Below are 23,361 nucleotides of genomic sequence, written 5' to 3' on the forward strand. Positions count from 1 at the left end.
GTGAAAATCACGAACTCTTTGCCAGTAATGTCAGGAGTTGAACCGCTAACACCGTCAAAGTTAGTCGTAGTCAAATTGCCGAAAGCGCTCGCGCTAAACTCGAATTTGTCTACCCCAACAGTAAAGTCGGAAATTTTGTCGCCGCCTTCTTTAGTTGTCCTGTAAACAAACAGATCCGCACCACTGCCACCGCTTAGGACATCCAAACCGAGGCCGCCGGTGATGGTATCGTTGCCGTCGCCGCCGTTGATGGTATCGTTAAAATTGCTGCCGACAATGTTGTCATCGCCTGCTAAAGCATTGAAATTAACTGGGACGGGAAAAGTGCCGAAATTGAAATTGTCAGGGCCGGCAGTACCGACAGGAATATTTAGTGGCGGGCCCGTGAAGACAAAGTTCTGGACTGTCAGGCGAACCTCCAGCGAGAAACTGGCCACAAGTTCAAAGCGCGCCCCAACACCATATACCAGCACCAAACGGCCGGTATCGGCATCTATAAACTGACAGAAAATAGGCACGTCTCCGTTGCCGCCCAACTCTGTAAACCGCGCTTGCAAAGTCGTGATGCTGCGAACAGTGATATCCGCGGTGAAGTCGAGAAAATTAGCGCCGCCGATCGAGCCAACAGTAGAAGTAGCAGTAATGTCCACTTTGGTCAAGATAGAAGCGTTGAGACTAAAAGCTGCGTTAGAGAACTCTAAAACATCGTCATCGACATTAAAGTCAGTAATAAAGTCAGCTTCTACAACTGTTTTAACCTCTTGGCGGGAAATGAAGTAACGAAAGATATCCTTTCCACCACCACCAATTAGAGTATTGGTTCCTAGGCCGCCTTCGATCGTGTCATTGCCCTCATTTCCTGTTAATAGGTCATTCCCAGCACCGCCTATTACTGTGTCATCGCCGATGCCACCGTCGAGATCGTCATCGTCATCTTCGCCGTCTATCTCGTCATTGCCTTCGCCGCCTTTGGCTTTGTCCTTGCCTTTGCCTGCTTTTATTTTGTGTTTGCCTTTACCGACGACTTCGATATAGTCATCATCATCGCCACTGTCGATATCGTCATCGCCCTCCCCGCCTTTAATTGTGTCCTTGCCTTTGCCACCTTTAATTGTGTCCTTGCCTTTGCCCCCTGTAATGTCATCGCCAGCATCGCTGCCTTCGATGTCGTTATCCAGCGTCGCAGAACCGACAATAACTTGAGGTCCTGTAGTGCCAGCAAAATTAAAGAGATTTTGCTCGACAGTGAAGCTAAAACGCTGGTTGATGAGATCTCTTTTGCCGTTGCTAACTTTAAAACCAAAACCAGCCGGACCCTTATAACCTAGTTTCGCTTTGAAACTTACAAAGCCTGAGTTAATGTCTGCTTGAGAGAAGGTAAAACCGGGTTCTGTTACGGCGACTCCCTTAAAGAATAGTTGGCCGGTTGTAGCATCGGGCAGCTCGGTTACCGTGTAGACTGTGCCGCCAGGACCTTGCTCGGGATCGACAACACTCAACAAGTCAGGAGTAATAATTTGCTCGCCGCCGCTGGAACCAGCAGTCAGGCTGTTATTAGCTACCACTTGCGGAGGGTTAGAAATCGGCGGAGTTTGAGGTTGATTTGGAGTTGGAGTTTGAGGTTGAGTTGGAGTTGGAGTTTGAGGATTAACTCCCAAAAAGTCGGCCGCAGTGATCAGCGTTGCGTTGACATTCAACAATAGCGCCAAGGCGAAGTTATTGACCCGAATTTCGGTATTGACACCGATTTGTATAAAGGTCAAGCTGCTAAAGTTCAAGTCGCCAAACAGCAAAAACTGGTCGCTGCCGTCCTCGAAGTCAGTGATGACTGCACTTGCCTGAGAGTTACTGTTACTCACGACATAAACGTCAGCTCCAGCACCGCCTATACAGGTATGGTTGCCAGTACCGCCCATCAGCGTATCGTTGCCGTTGCCACCCATCAGCGTATCCTCGCCGTCGCCGCCGCCGCTAACGCTGTCGTCGCCGTCGCCGCCGTCTGCCGTGTCATTGCCGTCGCCAGTAACGAGGGTATCGTTGCCCGCACCGCCCATCACACTGTCGTCGCCGGCACCGCCCATCACGCTGTCGTCGCCGTCGTCGCCTTCGCAGTTGTCGTTGCCGTCGCCGCCCATCACACTGTCGTCGCCGGCACCGCCCATCACGCTGTCGTCGCCGTCGTCGCCACTGCAAACGTCGCTGTCGCCACCGCCGCTCACGGTATCGTTACCGGTGCCACCGCTAACGCTGTCGTCGCCGTCGTCGCCACTGCAAACGTCGCTGTCGCCACCGCCACTCACGGTATCGTTACCGATGCCGCCGCTAACGCTGTCGTCGCCGTCGTCGCCACTGCAAACGTCGCTGCCGCCATCGCCGGTAACGGTATCGTTATTTTTGCCGCCGTTAACGGTATCGTTGCCTTCGCCGCCGCTAACGGTATCGTTGCCCTGATCGCCCCGGACGTTATCGTTGCCTTCGTCGCCCTTGCAATCGTCGTCGTCTTTGCCGCCGTAGATGCTATCGTTGCCGGCGCCGCCTTTAACCTTATCCTTTCCTTGGTTGCCGTTGGCCCAGTCATCGCCGTCATCGCCTTCGCAGTCGTCGTTGCCTTCGCCGCCCATCACGGTATCGTTATCTTTACCGCCGTTAAGGGTGTCGTTGCCTTTGCCGCCCTTAACGTTGTCTTTATCGCGATCGCCTCTTATTTCATCGTCGTCATCGCCGCCCTCGCAATCATCGTCATCTTTACCGCCGAAGATTTTATTTTTTTTGCGACGGTTTCCTTTGATTTCGTCCTTGCCTCTTTTGCCGAATGTCTTATCCTGCTCGCCGGTGGCGACAATGAGGTCATCGTCATCAGTACCGATGACGGTTCCGGGCTCGATGCCGCTGCCATCGTCTAAGTCATCTATGTCGCCCACACCTTCTTCTAGTACGCTGGTAGATTCCGCCATTTGGCTGTCATCAGTAGCACCTGTTTCGGGTCCACCGTTAGACTGATCCGGAAATAAGGCGTTAATGTCCGCGGTGTTTTCGGTGAGCGCTACCTGAATTAAGTCGCGTAAGTCCGGAGCGGAATTTGGAGGGCTGTTGTTGCCTAAATCCACCCCGTCATCGGAGGGGATCGGTGTAGTAAACAACTTGGGATCTGTCTCTGTCATCTCAGGAATTCCTGTTTCATCTTGAAAGGCAAAAAGTGTTCCCTGTTCTTCAAGTAGTTCCATCGTTGATATTTCCAAAAAAATGGTAAGCTTCTTAGAATCAATTTATCAGCAAACAGGAGGCTGCAGAAGAATTTTTTTTAACTTCATGCTTTCGCCTGCTAGAGGAGCTGGTTTCCTCATCTTTACTATTATAGATGCCACTTAAACAGCAAGGTTTTTTTCGCTCTGTTGCGAGTTTTATATTCTGCAATTGCTACCAAAATTAATTGATCCGCAACCTACACTGTAATTACTGCGCCGAAGCGCCGAGCATTTGAGATGTTCTCGGTAATTTCTACAGTAAGCTGCGCCGAAGGGCCCCTTATTGTAGATTCTCTACGTAATTTCTACAGTGATTTAGCTGAATTTAAACTCGCAACTGACAACTCCTAAATAACTACCCAAAACCTGTATCCCCCAAATTTTTCCCTTGCATTTTTTCCGAGCTGGGCTGGGTGTATTGAAGTTTTGTAACACTCCCAGCTTTGACAAATCCTTCCCTGACTTAGGATTTGAATCTCTTGACTAAACGACTGCACGCTTCTAATTTTAGTTCCCGATGATTAATTAGAAATTTAGATACTTCGCCCGGGCAAATATTTGTTCTAATTTTTAGTTGCACAATTTTTTCTCGATTCTAGGAAACCTCGCGAACTGAGAAAAAATTTTTTTCGGATCAATACTAAGAATTCTGCCAAAATATATCAATCTCAAGACAGATTGCAAAAAGTGCCAAAAAGTAGTATTAGGGCAGAATTCGTTTTTGGTGACAGTTGCAAGCTCGATCGGCATTTTGAGCGAGAATGACCCACGGCGAGGCTGCGAAACCCAGTTGCTTTGTAGAGGCTTCGCTACCAAATCCAAGAATTCTCCGAGAAACCGGCCTGATGAGGCGTAATCCTCTAGATGCCAAAAATGATGGTTGCTGGAGAGTACCGGAATAATTTGATTGCCGTTGTATTGTTGAGAGTTCTTAGCTGCTTACGTTTATTTTTGCTGCTTAACTTTAACTAGATTAAGAGAGTTAAATTAAAAGTTTTCTATATCATAAAAGCTGGAAATTAGCAATAACTTATTAGCAATTATCGATCGTCAACTATCGATTATCGATCGCCACTGAGGTCTTAAGGATGAGGGCGGAGGGCTTACGGATGAGAACCCAGGGCTGACCAATTAATTAATTGACACAAAATCAAGATTACACATGGGGGGTTGGTGGTACAGGATAAGCGGTAAAGACCGATCGACTGATCGCAAAAAAAAAAGAAATACTCAACTTTGCCTGCGATATTACCCTGAAAGCGGTTGGCGAGAGCCGAAGTAATTTTAATAAGAACTAGAGATCCGCCTGGTAAAGTGCCTCCAATTTAACTTTACTCAGCAAGGAGAAACTCAAGTTCACGACGAATCTAAAGGGGTCTGCGGTAGAGGTGCAAAATGTCAAAGATAGCAAGATTGGAGAAAATTCGGCTTTCATCGAGCCACAGGGCAATCAAAACTAATAAACTGTTATTAAAGTACAACTTTTATATCCTCAAAGTGTTTGAACAAATATATATGACCCTAGCGATCGCCCGATCGGGGGAAGCGAATTCAGAAACTTTGATTAAAAGAGTAAAAAATATGTTGCCGAGTGCTATTGCTAGCCACAAAGACGCAGGCAAGTTCAGAATTAAGGCGGGAGGGCGCTAAATCCGTGAGCCAGGAATTTCAACTCTCAGTCACCCCTGTTGGGGACGACGAATATCTAGTGCGGACAGAAAGGGTTGCACCCGGTGTACCCTTAGCCGAACAACAAGTCCGCTGGCCGATCGACGAATGGCTTGCACTGTCTGCTCAACTGATGAACGACCCGCTGGTGGGCTTGCTCCAGGGAAAAGCAGTACAGGGAAGCAGTTTTGCGGGTCGCGGGATCTCCCGTTCAGGACACAACTGTGCGCCGAATTTAGTAGCCCTGGGGCAACAATTATACAGCGGGCTGTTTCAAGGAAACTTGCGCGATAGCTGGACTTGCGCTCAAGGCATCGCCCAGCACCGCCGAGAAGTGCTGCAACTGCGACTCGGACTCAAAGGCCGACGCTTGCCGCGTCTGCCGTGGGAAGTTCTGCACGCAGGCGATCGCCCTTTGGCAACCGGCACCGATGTCGTGTTTTCTCGCTACCAACCAGGTACAAGTTTGTTCAAGCAAACCCGGATACTGCCTAGTGGCGGGCCACTAAAAATTTTAATGGCGATCGCCTCTCCGAGCGATCGAGACAGCTTGCAGCTCAAGCGAGAAGTGCTCCACCTGCAACAAGAACTCGAAAACCGCACGGGTAATCCTCTCAAAAACAGCCCCCACTCCCCGGAAATTCAACTGACTATTCTCGAACAGCCCGATCGAGAACAACTTACCCAAGCCCTAGAACAAGGACACTACCAAGTCCTGCACTACGCAGGCCACAGCAACTTAGGTTCCAGAGGTGGCGAACTCTACCTAGTCAGCAGCCGTACTGGCTTAACCGAAACCCTCAGTGGCGACGACTTAGCTGGATTGCTCGTTAACAACGGTATTCAGATGGCCGTGTTCAACTCCTGCCGCGGCGCCTACGGCGACCCCTCAAACCTCGCGGACGACAGCCCGGAACGGAACTTAACCGAAGCTCTAGTCAAGCGGGGCATTCCGGCAGTGCTAGCAATGGCAGAAAGCATCCCCGACGATGTAGCCCTAACTCTGACGCGGTTGTTTTACCGCAACCTCAATCAAGGCTATCCAGTCGATCTCAGCCTGAGCCGGGCCAGAGCTGGGCTAATTTCTGCCTACGGTTCTCACCAGCTATACTGGGCTTTGCCCATTCTCTACCAGCACCCGGACTTTGACGGCTATTTGACCGGCGGCCCAGCCCACAGTGCGACATCCGGTTCTATGGTGCACATAATCGCGTCGGGAACGCAACCGGCGCTCGCGGGTACAGAATGGAAGGCTCCGTCTTCGGTTTCGGCGATCGCCCAATACCCCCCAATCTCAGCCAATCGATCGCATGAGTCAGACAATTCTGACGGCGAAGTCTGGGAATATCCCAACCAATTAAAAGATCGTCGGGATTGGGTTCACCAGAACGATCGACCCGATGCTGCTAATTCACCGAACTCACCGACGGCTTCGCCGTCCTCTATTCCTAATTCTGAGTGTTCGGTGATCCAAGCAACTCGCGCCGCTGCAGCGACTCAGAAACCGTTAAAAAAACCGGGGTTGAAAAAATCTGTCGCCCTGATGCTTTGCTTGTTGCCCGTTGCTTTGAGTGCTGGCTTTTTTGGGTGGCGGTACTCGAACCAGCGAGGCACGAAACCTGAAGAGTTACTGCCGGCAGTACGGACTCCCCTGTCGCAAAATTACCTGCAACAACGTCACTAAAAGCGATCGCCGACTGCAATGCTGAATGTAGACCCTCTTGGCCTGGCTCCAAACTGGGTGGGGTTTTTGCTGGTCATTCGTTATAGGCTGCCGCTGGCACAGTGATCAAAAGTATACTGCTCGATCGAATCTCGGACTTACCTTCATCAAGTCGGTTTTTACCGAAAATAAGCAGCAGCGCAACCAAGCATCTAGGAAGAAACCGGGTTTCTCGTCGAGAGAGTAAGTCCGGGACTGTTTGATATGAAATTCGTCAGTCGATTGTAGATTTTAGACTTCGGCTTGAGCCCTGAGTCGAACAATTGGAGATTTTAGATTTACCCCACAGATGAATCTGGAAGCTTGAACAAGAGTCTAAAATTTTGATCTCTCCACGACAGCAGTCGGTTGCTTGTATGCGTTTTTGGGCGGGCTGATTCGGCAGCAGGAGCATTAGTCATTCGGCACAAGACAATAAAAGCCAGAGTTGTCACCATTAAGAACGTCCTCACCGTCAGCGCCCTTGCTATATTTCACAATAATTAATTATGGAAGCGGCTGTGAGTTTGACGCGCCCTTTCAGTTGGTGCATAAATTTTGAGAGTATGGCAGTTTACAAGCCACGAGTCGAAACCAATACATTTCCATCGAAACTCCATGTCGGGAACCGCTGCTAATTTGTTGTGCATCAAACATTTAAGCCGTTGTGCATTTAACTCGATCTTTTTCAATTCCCCTGTGGAAATAACCTCAAATTCTCTGGCTTGGGGCCGGAGGAGGAAGATTTTCCCGAGTTCCCCGTAGAAATCTACTGATTCCTGGCGAAGTGTTAAGAGTCGCGAAGCAATCTCACCAGATCAAAACTATTCCCCTCTTAGTGGCTGCCCGATGTTTCTGCCGCCGCGCCCATTGAGTCTGGTTCTAGCTTAAACCCGTTCACCGAACAGGTGAAATTTCTTTCAATTTTTAGCGGATTGCCTTCCCCAGACTGCGTTCTGTGCAAGTTATATGCCCAACACCTTAATAGAAGATTGCTCGTTGGTATTTGGGGTTGTGAGGGGATTTCCCGCCCGAAAAATAGGTTTTATACCATTTTAGATTTTAGATTTTAGATTTTAGATTGAAGAATTGGGAATGACTTATTCTATAAGGGTTTGGAGCTTGCCTACAGTTGGATTATTTTTGTAAACTGGTTTTGCAAGTAGCTGGCAGGGGCACCCTTGAACAAGTGCTGCCTCCCCTTGTTGAGGTAAAAGTTAACCCCGACCGGTAAATGCTTTCGGCAGATTTGCAGCGGCCGCGCTCTAGGTATTTCGATTCATGGCTGTCTTGTTTTTACCTTGACCACAGACACAATCGAGGATTGGTGAATGCAGGGAACAGACTTTAGTGTAAAAAAGTAAAGCATTTAATTTGCCACAATAATTTCCCGCGCGATCGCTCGGAGGGTTACGCAAGGATTTGGGCCGCGATCAGCAAATTGATCGCCCTTCGAGCATCCTTACTTGCACCCCCAGTCTTGAGGCTGCAGAAATTTATCCAGAATCTTAATATTCAGAATTCTTAGTATTGACAGTGAAACAAAGTTAATCTAATGTGTTGTAATTGATATAAGTAAAGTCCAATAAGCGAGGTACGGTCAATGGCAGAAACAGCTACAGCACCCTTAACAGGAAAAGGTCTGCTTCAAAAAATCAAAGGCAGTGATTTGCCGCGCAGAGAACTTGCAAAGCTTTGCGGCTACTTCACTGTCAGCAAAAGTGGAGAAACCCGGATTAATCTGGCTGAGTTTTACGATGCAGTGTTAGCTGCTAAGGGCATTGAGCTAGAGAAGTCTAAAGCAGACGGACGCGGACGAGAAGCGAGTTATCGAGCTAGCGTTCACAAGAATGGTTCGATCGTGATCGGGGCAAATTATACCCAAGAAATGGGATTAAAGCCGGGAGACGAGTTTGAAATTAAGCTCGGATACAAGCACATTCGCTTGATTCAGATCGATGTGGACAGACCGGATGTGGATGTGGATGATGAAGAGGAGGATACAGAAGAATAGAGGCGATTCCCTGCGGGATAGCTTCGCCGCGCGTGATGCAGTCAGCCGATAGCAAGGCGACTGGATTTGGCTTCGCTACACGAGTATTTGCGCGCCACCCTTCGATTTAACTGATGAGCTGTCTTGACTATTTCTATTTTCTCTTGTCCCGCAAAGACTACAGTGCCTCTGAACTTCGCAAAAAGGGGCAAGAGAAAGGTTTTGGCAATGAGGAAATATTGGAGGCGATCGCGCAAATTCAAGACCGCGGCTATCAGTCCGACACTCGCTTGGTGGCAAACTTGATCGCCTCTGCTGCAGGCAAATACGGTAAGTCTGCCATCAAGCGCAAGTGCCTGCAAAAAGGAATTACCAACGATTTGTTCGAGCAAGTCTGGGAAGAAGAAATTGCCGAAAATCAGGACTCCGAAGCAGAAAAACTGGCCGAATTAAAAGCCAAAGTCATGCGGAAATACAAGATCGATACTTGGCGTAAAGCAGATCCGAAAACCAAGGGCAAAGTCTTGAATTACCTGCAATACAGGGGCTTTAATGCCTTTGAAATTTGGCGGCAGTGGCAGGCGGAAGAAGATGATGAGTAAGTTATAGGACAACCCTCGATCAATGCGGCCCCCAAATAGTCAAGCACAACTTTACTACTGCCTGGGGGCTAAATTGTGATTTCTGAGTTTTTGTAACTGTATGTCAATCCTCAGACTTGACTAAATAAGATTCGTACATCTGCCGGTGTCTGGCTAAAAGCTGGAGATATTTCTCATTGATTTTGGCCAGCATCCATTTCTCTTGAAAAATGGCGGCGGATTCTGCTTTCACCGGATCTGCTTGTAGTGGCAAAATATCTTTTCGAGCGGCGCTTTGCTCAGCAACAGACTTCAGCTTTTGAGGGTTTTGCTGGTATTTTCTGCCGCTTTTGTGGTTGGCGTAGCGACGCGATCGAGTATACCCCATCTGCAAGAACTTGCGAGCCATGTCGGCCCCAACAAAATCTTCGCGATCAAGATACTCTAAAAACAAGGAGTAAATTTTGCTGCTGGACTCCCTGGCAATTTCAGGAGTCTTAAATCTCCAGAAAGGCAGAATTTCTCCTTTGTAGGGTTCAACCAACAGCACTCCCTGTTCTCCTTTCCCTACCCGATAAAGTTCCGGGTGCTGTCGAAAGTCGATGTTCTTAAAATCCGCATGGTAGTCGAACTGCTTCATCGGGCGTTTTCTGTTCTATCTGGAACTATAGAAGCCCGGGGTTTACCTTCGTCTGGTTGGGTATAAACCCAGGCCCAAGCAATGAAGACAGCTTGAAAAGGCAGCCTCAACCAATACAGTAATTGGTTGTGGGGAATCCCTTCTATCGGAATGTTGTTGACGGCTTGATTAATATTAGCTGGAAACACGGCAATAAACAAGGCAATTAATCCCCACGCCGCCGCCCTGCTGACAGGAGGAACTAACAGCCCAATTCCCCCCAAAATCTCGAAAAAACCGCTGATATAAACCAAGGCTTCCGGGTAAGGAAGCTGGGGTGGCACAATTCTGATAAAAGGTGCGGGTACTGCAAAGTGCAGCACGCCTACAATACTGATAGCTACTGCGAGGATAACTCGCCAAAGTTCTTTTTGACTTTTCATGGGCAATGGGTAATTAATAATTGTTAAATTGCTGCGAGAAGGCTTGCCAAAGTTCGCTATCTGCGGTCGAGATGACAAGAAAACTGTGGGTCAAAAATTCCATATTTCCGGGTTTGTCTGCTCTTGCTGGTGGCTCTAACAATTTTATTTCGTAGAAAAACCAGGTTTCTGGGTAACTCCCAGACAAGTTTTCACAGCCCCAAACTGGAGGAAGCGAGAACTGGAATCGAAGACCTGCGCGTTGACTGGCGAAAACAGATAGCGCGCATTTTTATAACAAGATTTTAATGTCTAGTTCCCTGCTGCTGTCTCTATCTTCGGGTAGTAAAACATGATTTTTGTTGTGGCTCTGGCTCCGCCAGCAGCCAAACCAGCGGGGAATTTTCTCGATCGACAAATGCACCACCGCTTAACATTAAATAAATCATCGCCGCAATTGATGAGTGCGATTGCTGCTAACTTTGACCGAAAGCATCCAGGATACAAGCCCCCGGATTCATTCCTTCGCAGACTCAGGACCCAGAAATAAAAAACCTGTATCCGATAAAGGAACCCCCCAATTTATCTGTGGGGTCAATGCTTCAATTCTAAAATCTAAAATCTAAAATCTAAAATCTAAAATCGATTGGCCTAGCCTTCCAGACGCTACCCTACCCTACCCTACGGGAACCCCTGTGGGAAGATAGCTTGGCTAGCGCGTACCTTGATGAGACTAATTAAGGCGAGTAATTTGTCAATAACTTTTAGAATTATTTAATATTTGCGCTTTTAGAATTATTCGGAGAGGCAATTGGGGAACGATCGGTAATTAAAATTACTATCGAAAGTTTGAATTTTGTCAACTTCCCACAGATGTTAGAATGAAATTATCGAATTTGCTAAAAAGTCGATCGTCGTAGCCACTCCCAAAGCATCCTGCTGGAATTCAAAATAGTCACCAACGGCAGGAACTTTTTACCCACCACATTATTCAAAAAGATTGAGCCTCCAAGCGCTGTGTCATTTTTATCTACACGCAATCAATCACCGACGACCATGAACACCTCACTAAACACCTCTAAATTTGGCATAAACCGGATGCTGCGACAATCGCTGTTGCTTGGCATCATTTCTGCAGCAACTTTAGCTAGCGGATGGGCGCCCGGTTTGTATGGACAATCCCCAAACCTTGTTTTCGGATCTGCCGCCCAAGCTCAAGAAATTAGCAGCGAAGAAATTACTAGCTACGCTCGTGCTGTGTTGGCAATAGAACCCAGACGGGTGGAAGCTTATAATGAAATTAAAGGAATGGCTGGGGGCTCGGTTCCCAGAGTAGTGTGCAACGAAACTCAGGAAATCAATAGGTTGTCTGGTGGTGTTCGCGGCATCGCGGTGAATTATTGCCAACAAGCTAAAAAAGTTATCGAAACCAATGGTTTGACAGTTAGTCGCTTCAACCAGCTTACTTTGCTCCAGCAAGCGGACCCGGCAGTCAAACAGCGAATTCAAGCCGAGCTCCTGCGACTGCAACAAGCGGGTAATCAATAAGCTTGAGGGTTTGAGTCTTTCTTCCTCTCCCGTTCTATTAGACTTCTCCATAAAAGCTTGTTAAGGGCAGGCAGGATGCCTAAGCGCTACCTCCCCCCAAGAATATATTGGAGATTTAAATTGTTCGAGTTCCTAGACGGTAGGCAAAATTTTTTGAAAAAAAAGCGATCGTCTGTGATCAAGTGCTTGACAAAATAACATAAATTTGGTATAGAGACCAGATCGGGAGCAGTCAGAGAGATGAATATTTCTCAACGGGCTGTAAATCGGAATGAGAGATAGCGATCGCCAAGACCATTAAAACGTTTTTAATTCCTGAAACATGAGCTGAAGATTGGAACTTCTGTCTTCCTTATTCCTTCGGCTATAAAAAAGATATTCCTCAAAAACTAAATGTCAAGTGAATTGCTCTGAGGAATAAAATAAAAAAATGCTAACTTTCACCAAACATTTACCTGCAAATCCCGATGCTGTTGTCAGCTTTAGTTTACCGATGACAGCGGACGATCGCACTCGCAGCCGCCACCGATTCGAGACAGAAACGGGGGAAAAGCTGCACCTGAGTTTGCCCAGAGGTACGGTACTGCGCGATCGAGATTTATTGCAGTCGGAAGACGGTAGCTGTTTGGTACTGGTAAGTGCAAAACCCGAATCGGTGCTGACAGCGCGGGCCTCAAGTCCGCTGCTACTGATGCGGGCGGCTTATCATTTAGGAAACCGTCACGTAGCTTTAGAAGTTGCCGATAATTATTTAAGGCTTTCTCCCGACTCTGTTTTGCAGGGAATGCTTGAAAAAATGGGTTTGGAAGTAACAGAGGAAATTGTGCCCTTTCAGCCAGAAATGGGCGCTTATGGGCACAGCCATTAGGAATGGGGCATTGGGCATTGGGCATTGGGCATTGGGCATTGTAACCAACAAATAACAGTCAACAGTCAACAGTCAACAGTCAACAGTGAACAGTGAACAGTCAACCCTCAACAATCAACTTTTATCTTTGTTGCAGTTAGCTTTTGCACCTGTGGGAGCTTATAGTTATTCTGAGGGAATCGAAAGTCTGGTAGAAACCGGTGTGATCGACAGCGAGATTACTTTGAGGAATTGGTTAGAAAATTCGCTGCAATTCGGGGCTGTTCGAGTAGAAGCTGCTGTGGTGGTACGGGCTTTGAGGGCGGCACAGATTGGGGATTTGACGGCTTTGAATTACTGGAATGCTTGGGCGACTGCTACTAAGGAAACAGAAGAGTTGCGCTTGCAAAGTTGGCAAATGGGGCGAACCTTGGTCAGGTTGCTGCTGGATTTGCGTGAAGCGAAGCTATCCTGCAGGCAATCGCCCGTTGCTTCTGGGTTAACAACAAGTGTAAAAGATTTGGTGGAATTTGGCGGCAATCAGTGTAATTTTGCGATCGGCTTTGGCATTGCCGCGGCAACCTGGCAGATTGAAGAAGAAGCGGCCGTGTTAGGATATTTGTACAGTTGGGCTGCCAATTTGGCGAGTGCGGGCGTGAAACTGATTCCCCTCGGTCAAACAGCCGGTCAGCAGTTGCTGTTAGATTTGCAATCGCAAATTAGCTGCACGGCGCAAGAAGTTTTAAAATTAGAAGATGATGAGCTTGGCAGTTGCAGTTGGGGATTAGGACTGGCTAGCATGGCGCACGAAACTCAGTACACTCGGTTGTTTCGCAGTTGAAAATCTGAAAATCTAAAATCTAAAATCTAAAATCGCTATGGGTGCTTTTCGTGTAGGAATTGCTGGGCCGGTTGGTTCGGGGAAAACTGCTTTACTGGATGCTTTGTGCAAAGCGCTGCGGCAGCAATACCATATTGCTGTAGTTACTAATGATATCTATACTCAGGAAGATGCACAGTTTTTGGTTCGGAGTCAAGCTTTAGAGAGCGATCGAATTTTGGGCGTAGAAACGGGAGGCTGTCCCCACACAGCCATCCGCGAAGATGCTTCTATTAACTTAGTAGCGATAGAAGAGTTAGAACAAAAATTCACTGATTTAGATTTAGTATTTGTCGAAAGTGGCGGCGATAACTTGGCGGCAACTTTTAGCCCGGAGTTAGTAGATTTAACAATTTACGTAATCGATGTCGCTGCAGGCGATAAAATTCCCCGCAAAGGCGGGCCAGGCATTACTAAATCTGATATGTTGGTAATTAATAAAATAGACCTCGCCCCTTATGTAGGAGCAGATTTAGGCGTGATGGAGCGGGACGCGAAAAAAATGCGCGGCGACAAACCTTTTGTTTTTACTAACCTGAAGACCAAAGAAGGATTAGAATCAGTAGTTAAATTCATCCACTCCCATATCGTCGTCTAAAACATCAGCCTTCATCTGCGTTAATCTGCGTTGATCAGCCTTCATCTGCGGTTAAAACTCCTAAAAACTATCACTGCACCACCAATTCCCTCACCAAATTAGCCAAACGTTCTGTACTGTCTGTCACCGCTAATTGAGCAGCAGCTTTAGACATTTTTTCCAAATATTCGGAATCTCTTAACAAATACAACACTTTGCTTTGCAACACATCTGCTGTCAGTTCGCTTTGACGGAATACCACGGCGGCGCAGGCTTTAGCAAATACTTCCGCATTAAATCTTTGGTGGTCGTCAGCCGCGTGAGGAAAAGGAATTAAAATAGAAGGTACGCCCGTCACTGCTAATTCTGTCAGAGCACTCGCGCCCGATCGACTAATTGCTAAATTGGCTCGCTGCAACAAACTAGCCACATTGTCGTAAAATGGCATTGACAAATATTGCTCGTGTTTCAAACTCTCAGCATCGGGGTCATTATTTCCGGTGAGGTGAACCACCCAAGCACCCGCATCAAACCAAGCCGGAGCACACTCGCGCACTAACTTATTGACTGCGACAGCACCTTGAGAGCCGCCCATGACTAAAATAACTGGTACGCTGTCAGGAATTGGCAAATTTAGAGGTTGGGGGGCGAGGAATTGCGATCGCACCGGCGTACCAGCAACCACGGTTTTCGCGCGAGGTAAATGCTGGGCTGCGGCTTCAAATCCGATCGCCACAGCAGTGCATAAAGGACTAAACCAGCGCGTCACCTTCCCCGGAATGGCATTAGATTCGTGGAGAATCACCGGCAAACCCAAAGAACGGGCCGCCAGAATTGCCGGTGCCGCGATGTAACCGCCGGTAGTAAACACTCCCTGAAAATTGCCCGCTTTGAGCAACTTCCGCACCTGAAGGATCGAGCCGGCGAGTCCGCCCAAAATTCGCAATGTACCGAGTCCAAATCGCTGCTGAAAGCCTTCAACTGCGATCGTGTGGAGGGGGTAAAGGGATGAAACTAACTCGGTTTCCATGCGGTCTGGGACTCCTAGCCATTCGATCTGACAGTCGTTCAACTGGCCAGCGGTGGCGATCGCGGGAAATAAATGTCCACCAGTGCCGCTAGCTGCAACCAACAACCGGAGGGGGGCTTTTGTCAAGGTATTTGTTTCTTTTTTTACAAGTACAAGTTCCACAGGTCGATCAATTTTATATTTGAGGTTTTAGATTATTATGCTTATTATTCCGGCAGTTTCAGCCAATTTTGAATCAGCCATCTAAAATTAGATTGTGCCGTGTCCCTGCTTCCGTTGTCAGTTTTCGTTGCAGGCGAACAGTTGCCCGCGCTACCACTCCTGACAAATAACCAAATTATCATCTAATGCGTAATTTTTTGAATTTAGTGCCAAGTGCATCTCAGTATTTTTCCAGCCGTCGGGACGAAAAAGCCGATCCTCTTCGAGGGCTGCGCCAACGCGCGATCGTTTTTGGCTTTAACGGCGGGCAGTCGATCGCTCAAATGTTGTTATGTTTAACAGTGGTAAGTGCTGGCGTGCTGCATCCTAGTGCGGCAAGAGCGATCAGTGCGATCGCGGCGACTCCCCAAACGATCGCCCAAACCCCTGCAAATGCGCCTGCCCCACTCACAAAAGTGCTAACAGAAATTGACGCAGCGGCCAACCGGCGCGATGTCAAAGCAGTGATGGCATTTTACAGCCCGAGTTTCACTCATTCTGACGGCTTAAACAGCCAAAGCATGGAAAAAGCCCTCACTCAACTCTGGGAGCGATATCCGAGTTTAAATTACCGCACCGAGATCAAATCTTGGAAAACCGAAGGTAGCGCGATAGTCGCAGAAACCGTAACTACAATTGCCGGCACTCAAAAAAAGGATGGCAGAGAATTAACTCTCAAAGCTACCATCCGTTCCCAGCAGCGCTTTGAAGGTGAAAAAATAGTTAGTCAAGAGATTTTAGCAGAACAAACTCAGCTTATTTCTGGCCAAAATCCTCCCACAATTCAAGTGAATTTTCCGGAGCAAGTTAAGGTGGGCGAAGACTACCATTTTGATGCCATTGTTCGAGAGCCGATCGGCGATGATATTTTAATAGGGACTGTTTTGGAGGAACCCATTACCGAAAAAACCTTTTTTAATCCCTCAGAAGTCGAGCTAGAGTTGCTAAATGCCGGGGGAATTTTTAAAGTAGGTAAAGCTCCGGCTACGCCCGAAAATCGGTGGGTTTCAGCAGTTTTGATGCGACAAGGTGGAATTGCAACAGTTAGTGTGCGATTGCGGGTTGTCAAGTAATAAAATAGGTGTTATGGGCATGGGGCATGGGGCATGGGGCATGGGGCATGGGTAATGGGTGATTGGTGATTAGTAAGTGGTAAGTGGTAAGTGGTATAGCGGTTATTAGTCACACGAGGTACATATTTGAAGATAAAAAAAATCTCATTCAAGGAATTAAACATACCTCACTATAGCGATAAGGGCTATAGCAAATAACAACTAACAAATAACTAAACTAACAAATAACCAATGACAACAGTCAACAGTCAACCGTCAACAGTCAACTGACAAAAAATGATTTCTCTTCAAAACCAAATTGTTTTCATTACAGGTGCGAGTAGCGGTATCGGAGCAGCCTGTGCCAAGATATTCGCCAAAGGTGGAGCCAAACTAATTTTAGCAGCCCGCCGTCTTGAAAAGCTCGATCTACTGGCAAACGAACTTGTAGAAACAAAATCCATCGCATCGGCGAACGAGATTTATTTGCTAGAATTGGACGTGCGCGATCGCCCTCAAGTCGAATCGGCGATAGCTGCGCTTCCCGATGCCTGGAAAAACGTCGATATTCTGATTAACAATGCGGGATTGAGCCGTGGTTTAGACAAACTGCACGAAGGTAACTTTCAAGATTGGGAAGAAATGATTGATACCAATGTTAAAGGGTTGCTTTACATGACTCGCGCGATCGTGCCGGGAATGGTAAGCCGCGGCCGCGGCCACGTAGTGAATATCGGCTCAATAGCAGGCCGCCAAACTTATCCGAAAGGTAATGTTTATTGTGCTTCCAAAGCAGCAGTGAGAGCTATTTCCGAAGGGTTGAAACAAGACCTTTTGGGAACACCAGTGCGGGTGACGGAAATAGAGCCGGGTTTGGTGGAAACAGAATTTAGTAATGTCCGGTTTCATGGCGATGCAGAAAAAGCAAAAAATGTCTATCAAGGATTAACACCTCTGACTGCGGACGATGTAGCCGATGTGGTGTATTTTTGCGCGACGCGATCGCCCCACGTCAATATTAGCGAAATCTTGCTAGTTCCCACAGACCAAGCTAGTGCAACTCTGGTTCATCGAAAAGAGTTTTGAGTCTTTATAGCGTTTCTCATAAAGATGAGTTACAATAACAGCAGTGAGTAAACCAATTCCTCATACCGGATAATGTAACTTGATTGAAGGCAAACTTTATCGCTTTTGCTAATTATCGGTAATTAGTCGTCTTGATAGAACGAAGAATGTTTTTGAGTTTTGACCATAAATGTTCAATTGGTGAGAAGTCGGGCGAATATGGTGATAAGTATATTATTTTTGCCCCTTGACTTTTGATGGCTTTTTCTATTTCTTCGCTTGTGTGAATAGTACAATTGTCCATCACTACACAAGCACCTTTCCAGAGTTTTGGTACGAGCTTTCGGATGATAAAAGCCTCAAATGTAATTGTATGAGTTGTACTATTAAGTTGACTGATGTTAGGACTTCATTGACTGATATCTCTCCAATTATTGAGACATTTCCCCCCGTTTATTTGGTTTTTGTCCCCGATCCCTTGAACCTTTTTGCATACCTATAGCCTTTCTCAGAAAGATGAGGTATAATGTTACTGACACTCACTCGTGAGGGTCAAACAGAGAAGATAAGATCAAATGAACTATAATTACATGGTTACGCGCCACGCGAAAGCGATAACACACATAATAGCATTTTTGTGACAGCACGATTTGCTTGACTCACAACACCTTTACTTGTACCCAACTTCATACATTGTTAAAAATGAAAGCTTATTCGATTGATTTTAGGCAAAAAATCCTTGATACTTATCATGCTGAACCCATTTCACAAAAAGCAATAGCTAAGCGTTTTTCTGTAGCCCTCAGCTTTGTACAAAAATTGCTTAAACAATATCGTGAAACAAAAAACATTACTCCGAGAAATGACAGATGTGGAGTCAAAGGCAAACTCAATGCAGAGCAACTACTCATCTTGGCCCAATTGATTGAAGAAAATAATGATGCAACTCTTGAAGAACTCCGTTATTTACTTTATGGAAAAATCGGATTTTCCGTTAGTAGAGCTACCATAGGAAGAATGATAAAGCTCTTAAATATTACTGTTAAAAAAAAACTCTATTCCCTTCAGGCAAAGGCACCGACCGAGTTCAAATCCTGCGATGTGAGTTCTGGGAAACAATTAAAAACATTAGTTTGAAAGACTTAATATTCATTGACGAATCGGGAGTTAATTTGGCGATGGTTAGGTTATATGCTAGGTCTTTAAAGGGTGAAATAGCCAAGGGTCCAAAACTAACTAAACGTGGCAAAAATGTCACAATAATTGGAGCAATGTAAGTTAATGAAATTTTGACATCGGTTAATCTAATAGGCGGAACTGATGCAATTACATTTGAAGCTTTTATTATCAGAAAACTTGTGCCAAAACTCTGGAAAGGTGCTTGTGTAGTGATGGATAATTGTCCAATTCACCTGGGAGAAGAAGTGAAAAAAGCTATCGAAAAGAAAGGGGCAAAATTAATATACTTATCACCTTATTCACCAGATTTTTCACCAATTGAAAATCTGTTGTCAAAACTTAAAATTATTCTCCGTTCTATCAAGACTGCTAATTATCAAGAATTAGGGAAAGCCATAGAGTTTGCGTTGGGGCAAGTTACATCATCAAATATTTTTAACTGGTTTACACACTGCTGTTATTGTACCTCATCTTTTTGAGAAAGGCTATAGCATATAACCTAACCATTGCCAAGTTAACTCCTGATTCATCAATGAATATTAAGTCTTTCAAACAAACTTCTCGGACTTTTTGCCAGAACTCATATCGCAGACCCTGAACTCGGGAGCGTGCCTTTCGCGCTCGGAAAGAGAGTTTTTTTTAAAGTCATGTTTAAGAGTTTTGCCATTCTTCCCATCGTTGCCACGCTGATGGTAAAACCCATTTCCTGGTACAGTAAATAACGGAGTTGTTCGAGAGTTGCATCATTATTTTATTCAATCAATTCGGCTAAAATCAGTAGTTGTTCTGCATTGAGTTTCAATTTGACTCCGCATCGCTCAGTTCGAGGAGCAATGTTTTGGGTCTCACGATACTGCTTAACCAATTTTTGGACGAAACTTAGGGCTACACAAAAACGGTTAGCTATTGCTCTTTGTGACAGCGGTTCATTATGGTACACATCCATAATTTTTTGTCTAAAATCAATCGAATAAGTTTTCATTTTTACTAATGTGTGATACTTACTAAAATCCTTGATATTTGTCATTCGAGTGACTACTGTGGGTCGAGCGACTGTTCGCTCGCGCTCCATTTAATTAGAGCTGCATAACATTTTGGGGTTCTATATTTTTCACTCCGTTCAAGTCAGTTATATCATACCTCATCTTTCTGATAAATGCTATATATCATATTAGTTTTTTGTGTAATTAATTTTGTTTGACTACTTACCCTGTTTAAAGGCACAACAGCTTACAGCCAGCGTTAGACAAAGGCTTTAATTGTTTTTGGAGATGTCTATTACACGTTTTTTGCTAGAGAAGCAGGAAGTTGTCGATCTTTTTCACAAGCCTTGCTTGGCTTATATCCCGACTCCCAATTGAGTACAATTACAGTGCGGGACTTACGCCAAAAGAGTTAAGTTTATGCCAAAGATCGGCGAATTCACTACCCTCGGTTGAGAAAGATTGACTCAGATTAGCTGAAGGATTTTATAAAAAACACTTATCCTTTTGGCGCTATGACCACCATTCAACCAGCCAATCTAAGTATAAACTTAAGAATATCGTTCAAGGCAAAAGCATAGATGTTTGTCTTCTGTTCGACATCAATGTCAGGTTTGAGCGCCCCAGTCTCTCTCGTTGAGACACTCTCCATTCACAGGAGAATTTCTGACAGGTATTTCCGTAGCGGCGGGCAAGTTCCCGCCACCGCCACACACATTCGATCAGCATGGAGCGGACACTATTAACAAGTTTGACCAAACTAAACTACCGACCAAATTTGTCAACACCAGCGAAGGCTGGCTAGTGCAGGTATATAATAGCGCAGATCGCAGCCTGCTCTGCGTGCTCGATTCATCTCACGCCTGGACTTTTTTGTTGGGCTGTGCGTTCGGTCTCCTACTGGCGGTGGGGTGGTTTAACCTCGCCAGTTACAGTCCGTCCAGGACTTATGAACCGTCAACAACTCCCCCCGAAATGTGGATTGATTAGCTCAGTCATTGCTAGAAGAGTGGTGTCCACGCAACTCTTCCGGTTTGGCTGATCCCATACCGTCCTCGGTGCAATATCTGTGTATAGAGAAAATTCTGCGATCGCAATTTACACTGACCAGAGATATACGGGTTTTCTGAAAATAAAGGGAAAACTTATGATTTGAATTTGAAATTATTTGGCCTATCCATGTAAAGCGATCGCAAGTTTGTGCGAATTTAAGGATAGACTTAACTACATAGAATTTTGGGTCTTAATAGATATTGATCTATAGAAGTTACTCCGGGACAGCGACACCTTATTCGGAGAGGGGCCATCTCTGAATCCCCTGCCGACAGGTGTTACGCGAAGACCTGTCGGCAGGGCTGAAGCGTTGCACCCTTACTTCTTAAAGCTCACTGATCACAATAATCGCTCTTCGTTAAAGGAGGCGCAAGGAGGTATTCGTGGATTTTTTGTCCTTGTTTTTAATCGACTTCGTTAAGCAGTTGCAGTCCCCAACACTCAGCTTTCTGATTGGTGGTATGATCCTTGGCGCTCTCGGTAGCGAATTAGTAATTCCAGAGGCGATTACTCAGATCATCGTCTTCATGCTGCTCACCAAAATCGGTCTGACCGGTGGTCAGGCGATCCGCAATTCCAACCTGACGGAGATGGTGTTACCCGTACTGTTTGCTGTAGCATTAGGAATTCTCATTGTATTCATCGCGCGCTATACGTTGGCCAAGCTGCCGAAGGTCAACACCGTGGATGCGATTGCGACCGGGGGGTTGTTTGGTGCCGTGAGTGGCTCTACTATGGCCGCCGCCCTGACGGTACTGGAGGGACAAAACATGCCATACGAGCCATGGGCTGGCGCACTCTATCCCTTCATGGATATCCCAGCGCTCGTAACTGCTATTGTGATAGCCAACATTTATCTCAACAAGAAGAAGGGTAGTGCAGCAGCCCACTCTACCGTGCAGGAGTCTTTCAGCAAGCAGGCCGTTGCAGCAGGCGATTATCCCGATCAGCAGGATTATCCCCGCGGCCGGCAAGAGTATCTCAGCAAGCAGCAGAAGCCTGCGGATAATCGGGTCAAAATATGGCCGATCGTGGAGGAAAGCCTCCGGGGTCCTGCCCTATCGGCAATGTTGTTCGGCCTTGCTATTGGCATAATCGCCCAGCCGGAAAGTGTCTATAAAAGCTTCTACGATCCCGCCTTTCGTGGCTTGCTTTCGATCTTGATGCTGGTCATGGGTTTGGAGGCTTGGTCAAGGATTGGCGAACTGCGCAAAGTGGCCCAGTGGTACGTCGTGTATAGCATAGTGGCACCGCTGGTGCATGGGTTCATCGCCTTCGGTCTCGGCATGATTGCCCACTACGCCACAGGATTCAGCCTTGGTGGCGTAGTGGTTCTGGCCGTCATCGCCTCCTCCAGTTCAGACATCTCCGGTCCGCCCACGTTGCGAGCCGGTATCCCGTCGGCCAATCCCTCCGCCTACATCGGTGCCTCCACAGCTATCGGTACACCCATTGCGATCGGCGTGGGAATACCGCTCTTCCTCGGGCTTGCCCAGGCGATAGGCGGCAGCTAATCCCAGACGGGTCGCGGTCTGTCGGCGCTCCCTTGACCCGGCAGACCAAGCGACTCAATATATTAAGATCAACATACGTAGGTAAGGAGGTTACCAACATGCCCAAGCCAGCCAAAAAGCTTGTCATCGTCACGGAAAAGATTCTGCTGAAAAAGATCGTTCATATCATCGAAGAAGCCGGGGCAACCGGTTATACGGTTCTGGAAACCGGCGGTAAAGGCAGTCGCAACGTGCGCTCGTCGGGACAACCTAGCGTTTCTGACATCACGGCGAATATAAAATTCGAGGTGCTCACCCCGGATCGGGATATGGCCGAGAATATTGCGGATCAGGTCGCAATCAAGTTTTTCCTCGATTTTGCGGGCATGATCTATATCTGTGACGCGGAGGTACTGTACGGGCACAGTTTCTGTGGACCAGACGGCTGTTGAATCGAGGCGACACAAACCTACAAAGCCGGGGCATGACCCCGGTTTTTAGCTAATCAGACGGGAATCCCCACACCATATCGCTTCGATTGGTGTGGGATGAAAGGCGCGTGAGACGAGGATTCCACCTGTTCATAATCTCAAGGCGTAGCTTTGAGCAGTGAGCAGGTGGATGACGAGACGAACAAACTCTTATTCGGAGGGTCTATCTTGTTCCTCAATGTACTTCTTTAATTGCTCAACCGTCACGCCGCCACATGAAACAATAAAATATCCATTTGTCCAAAAAACATCTTTCCAGTAAACTTTTTGAACTTCCTCTACAAACTCTTTCCGCAAATAGCGACTAGATACAGTCTTAAGATTGTTGATAAGCTTACTTGGTTCAGTTTGCGGTGTATATTGAAGTAGCAAATGTACGTAGTCACGCTCACCATTGAATTCTACCAATCTTCCTTCCCATTTTTCCATCAAGTTCTTGAAAATCTCCTCAAGCCTGGACAACATTGGATCGGTCAGAACTTTCCGCCGATACTTGGTTGTTAACACTAAATGACACTTGAGATCAGAAACTCCTCTAGCTTTATGGATAAAATATTTACTCACAGACTTGACACCAAATAACATCCTCTGATCAATGAACACTAATTGATGCGTATTGGCTGTGATGTAATGAAAGCGACTTATCAGTACCAGTTATAGTCATTTCAAATAAGTATGAGACACTAGACTGCACAATAAGCACGAATAATTTCATCAAGAGATGTGCCAGGA

At 46.5% G+C, this 23,361-nt stretch carries 21 protein-coding genes and 1 pseudogene; 15 read left to right on the forward strand and 7 right to left on the reverse strand.

Annotated features, from left to right (window positions below):
* Positions 1 to 3,224: cadherin-like domain-containing protein (locus QUA36_RS04970; RefSeq protein WP_333455944.1), on the reverse strand; the 3,224-nt coding region annotated here is incomplete at its 3' end.
* A gap of 1,416 nt (positions 3,225 to 4,640) precedes the next feature.
* Between QUA36_RS04970 and QUA36_RS04975 the strand changes: the two genes are divergently transcribed.
* The 4 genes from QUA36_RS04975 to QUA36_RS04990 all read left to right on the forward strand — a co-directional run bounded on the left by QUA36_RS04975 (position 4,641) and on the right by QUA36_RS04990 (position 9,210).
* Positions 4,641 to 4,895: a hypothetical protein gene (locus tag QUA36_RS04975; protein WP_333167776.1), complete on the forward strand. Its 255-nt coding sequence runs from the start codon at positions 4,641 to 4,643 to the stop codon at positions 4,893 to 4,895.
* 4 nt (positions 4,896 to 4,899) lie between these two features.
* On the forward strand, positions 4,900 to 6,597 hold the full coding sequence (locus QUA36_RS04980) for a CHAT domain-containing protein (protein ID WP_333167774.1): 1,698 nt from the start codon (positions 4,900 to 4,902) through the stop codon (positions 6,595 to 6,597).
* 1,621 nt (positions 6,598 to 8,218) lie between these two features.
* Complete coding sequence (locus QUA36_RS04985) at positions 8,219 to 8,629, forward strand: AbrB family transcriptional regulator (protein ID WP_172184952.1); 411 nt, start codon at positions 8,219 to 8,221, stop codon at positions 8,627 to 8,629.
* Between the two features lie 113 nt (positions 8,630 to 8,742).
* Positions 8,743 to 9,210, forward strand: a complete 468-nt coding sequence (locus QUA36_RS04990) for a regulatory protein RecX (protein ID WP_445301417.1) — start codon at positions 8,743 to 8,745, stop codon at positions 9,208 to 9,210.
* Between the two features lie 103 nt (positions 9,211 to 9,313).
* Here the strand turns inward: QUA36_RS04990 and QUA36_RS04995 are convergent, their stop codons facing one another.
* Entirely contained in the window at positions 9,314 to 9,829 is a 516-nt protein-coding gene (locus QUA36_RS04995) for a DUF4385 domain-containing protein (protein ID WP_333454356.1), read from the reverse strand.
* The gene (locus tag QUA36_RS05000) at positions 9,826 to 10,251 is read right to left on the reverse strand and encodes a DoxX family protein (RefSeq protein ID WP_333167769.1); all 426 of its coding nucleotides are present in this window, start codon (positions 10,249 to 10,251) and stop codon (positions 9,826 to 9,828) included. Before QUA36_RS05000 ends, QUA36_RS04995 begins: the two co-directional genes overlap by 4 nt.
* A gap of 331 nt (positions 10,252 to 10,582) precedes the next feature.
* Between QUA36_RS05000 and QUA36_RS05005 the strand changes: the two genes are divergently transcribed.
* The 5 genes from QUA36_RS05005 to ureG all read left to right on the forward strand — a co-directional run bounded on the left by QUA36_RS05005 (position 10,583) and on the right by ureG (position 14,103).
* Entirely contained in the window at positions 10,583 to 10,780 is a 198-nt protein-coding gene (locus QUA36_RS05005) for a hypothetical protein (protein WP_333455927.1), read from the forward strand.
* Between the two features lie 506 nt (positions 10,781 to 11,286).
* Positions 11,287 to 11,778: a DUF4168 domain-containing protein gene (locus tag QUA36_RS05010; protein ID WP_333167767.1), complete on the forward strand. Its 492-nt coding sequence runs from the start codon at positions 11,287 to 11,289 to the stop codon at positions 11,776 to 11,778.
* 430 nt (positions 11,779 to 12,208) lie between these two features.
* Positions 12,209 to 12,646, forward strand: a complete 438-nt coding sequence (ureE, locus tag QUA36_RS05015) for an urease accessory protein UreE (RefSeq protein WP_333455929.1) — start codon at positions 12,209 to 12,211, stop codon at positions 12,644 to 12,646.
* 85 nt (positions 12,647 to 12,731) lie between these two features.
* Positions 12,732 to 13,466, forward strand: a complete 735-nt coding sequence (locus tag QUA36_RS05020; RefSeq protein WP_333455931.1) for an urease accessory protein UreF — start codon at positions 12,732 to 12,734, stop codon at positions 13,464 to 13,466.
* Positions 13,467 to 13,503: 37 nt separating this feature from the next.
* The gene (gene ureG / locus QUA36_RS05025; protein ID WP_333455933.1) at positions 13,504 to 14,103 is read left to right on the forward strand and encodes an urease accessory protein UreG; all 600 of its coding nucleotides are present in this window, start codon (positions 13,504 to 13,506) and stop codon (positions 14,101 to 14,103) included.
* A gap of 70 nt (positions 14,104 to 14,173) precedes the next feature.
* Here the strand turns inward: ureG and murG are convergent, their stop codons facing one another.
* Positions 14,174 to 15,274, reverse strand: a complete 1,101-nt coding sequence (murG, locus tag QUA36_RS05030; RefSeq protein ID WP_445301418.1) for an undecaprenyldiphospho-muramoylpentapeptide beta-N-acetylglucosaminyltransferase — start codon at positions 15,272 to 15,274, stop codon at positions 14,174 to 14,176.
* Positions 15,275 to 15,459: 185 nt separating this feature from the next.
* Between murG and QUA36_RS05035 the strand changes: the two genes are divergently transcribed.
* The gene (locus QUA36_RS05035; RefSeq protein WP_333455935.1) at positions 15,460 to 16,386 is read left to right on the forward strand and encodes a nuclear transport factor 2 family protein; all 927 of its coding nucleotides are present in this window, start codon (positions 15,460 to 15,462) and stop codon (positions 16,384 to 16,386) included.
* A gap of 276 nt (positions 16,387 to 16,662) precedes the next feature.
* Positions 16,663 to 17,451, forward strand: coding sequence for an SDR family oxidoreductase (locus tag QUA36_RS05040; RefSeq protein WP_333455010.1), 789 nt, complete (start codon positions 16,663 to 16,665; stop codon positions 17,449 to 17,451).
* 112 nt (positions 17,452 to 17,563) lie between these two features.
* Here the strand turns inward: QUA36_RS05040 and QUA36_RS31290 are convergent, their stop codons facing one another.
* Positions 17,564 to 17,830, reverse strand: coding sequence for a transposase (locus QUA36_RS31290; protein WP_445301420.1), 267 nt, complete (start codon positions 17,828 to 17,830; stop codon positions 17,564 to 17,566).
* Positions 17,831 to 18,132: 302 nt separating this feature from the next.
* On the opposite strand from QUA36_RS31290, the pseudogene QUA36_RS05045 reads away from it, so the two are divergent.
* A pseudogene (locus tag QUA36_RS05045) lies at positions 18,133 to 19,088 on the forward strand (IS630 family transposase).
* 272 nt (positions 19,089 to 19,360) lie between these two features.
* On the opposite strand, the gene QUA36_RS05050 reads toward QUA36_RS05045, so the two are convergent.
* Positions 19,361 to 19,591: a hypothetical protein gene (locus QUA36_RS05050; RefSeq protein WP_333455936.1), complete on the reverse strand. Its 231-nt coding sequence runs from the start codon at positions 19,589 to 19,591 to the stop codon at positions 19,361 to 19,363.
* Positions 19,592 to 20,228: 637 nt separating this feature from the next.
* Between QUA36_RS05050 and QUA36_RS05055 the strand changes: the two genes are divergently transcribed.
* The 3 genes from QUA36_RS05055 to QUA36_RS05065 all read left to right on the forward strand — a co-directional run bounded on the left by QUA36_RS05055 (position 20,229) and on the right by QUA36_RS05065 (position 22,590).
* The gene (locus QUA36_RS05055; protein WP_333160908.1) at positions 20,229 to 20,582 is read left to right on the forward strand and encodes a hypothetical protein; all 354 of its coding nucleotides are present in this window, start codon (positions 20,229 to 20,231) and stop codon (positions 20,580 to 20,582) included.
* Between the two features lie 446 nt (positions 20,583 to 21,028).
* Positions 21,029 to 22,159 (forward strand): sodium-dependent bicarbonate transport family permease, encoded by a 1,131-nt coding sequence (locus QUA36_RS05060; protein WP_333455938.1) that lies wholly within the window; start codon positions 21,029 to 21,031, stop codon positions 22,157 to 22,159.
* Positions 22,160 to 22,257: 98 nt separating this feature from the next.
* Entirely contained in the window at positions 22,258 to 22,590 is a 333-nt protein-coding gene (locus QUA36_RS05065) for a P-II family nitrogen regulator (RefSeq protein WP_333160904.1), read from the forward strand.
* Positions 22,591 to 22,779: 189 nt separating this feature from the next.
* Here the strand turns inward: QUA36_RS05065 and tnpA are convergent, their stop codons facing one another.
* A complete protein-coding gene (gene tnpA / locus QUA36_RS05070) occupies positions 22,780 to 23,193 on the reverse strand; it encodes an IS200/IS605 family transposase (protein WP_333453522.1) in 414 nt (137 codons plus the stop codon).
* Positions 23,194 to 23,361 lie beyond the last annotated feature (168 nt).

Source organism: Microcoleus sp. Pol10D4, assembly GCF_036701555.1.
Classification (GTDB): Bacteria; Cyanobacteriota; Cyanobacteriia; order Cyanobacteriales; family Microcoleaceae; genus Microcoleus.

Excerpts from the sequence above, each read along its gene's own strand:
- QUA36_RS05010 (WP_333167767.1), top strand. The coding sequence starts at position 11,287 with ATGAACACCTCACTAAACACCTCTAAATTTGGCATAAACCGGATGCTG.
- QUA36_RS05065 (WP_333160904.1), top strand. The coding sequence starts at position 22,258 with ATGCCCAAGCCAGCCAAAAAGCTTGTCATCGTCACGGAAAAGATTCTG.
- ureG (WP_333455933.1), top strand. The coding sequence starts at position 13,504 with ATGGGTGCTTTTCGTGTAGGAATTGCTGGGCCGGTTGGTTCGGGGAAA.
- ureE (WP_333455929.1), top strand. The coding sequence starts at position 12,209 with ATGCTAACTTTCACCAAACATTTACCTGCAAATCCCGATGCTGTTGTC.
- QUA36_RS05050 (WP_333455936.1), bottom strand. The coding sequence starts at position 19,591 with ATGAAAACTTATTCGATTGATTTTAGACAAAAAATTATGGATGTGTAC.
- QUA36_RS05000 (WP_333167769.1), bottom strand. The coding sequence starts at position 10,251 with ATGAAAAGTCAAAAAGAACTTTGGCGAGTTATCCTCGCAGTAGCTATC.
- QUA36_RS04995 (WP_333454356.1), bottom strand. The coding sequence starts at position 9,829 with ATGAAGCAGTTCGACTACCATGCGGATTTTAAGAACATCGACTTTCGA.
- QUA36_RS05005 (WP_333455927.1), top strand. The coding sequence starts at position 10,583 with ATGATTTTTGTTGTGGCTCTGGCTCCGCCAGCAGCCAAACCAGCGGGG.
- QUA36_RS04985 (WP_172184952.1), top strand. The coding sequence starts at position 8,219 with ATGGCAGAAACAGCTACAGCACCCTTAACAGGAAAAGGTCTGCTTCAA.
- QUA36_RS04990 (WP_445301417.1), top strand. The coding sequence starts at position 8,743 with ATGAGCTGTCTTGACTATTTCTATTTTCTCTTGTCCCGCAAAGACTAC.
- QUA36_RS05040 (WP_333455010.1), top strand. The coding sequence starts at position 16,663 with ATGATTTCTCTTCAAAACCAAATTGTTTTCATTACAGGTGCGAGTAGC.
- QUA36_RS04975 (WP_333167776.1), top strand. The coding sequence starts at position 4,641 with ATGTCAAAGATAGCAAGATTGGAGAAAATTCGGCTTTCATCGAGCCAC.
- QUA36_RS05035 (WP_333455935.1), top strand. The coding sequence starts at position 15,460 with ATGCGTAATTTTTTGAATTTAGTGCCAAGTGCATCTCAGTATTTTTCC.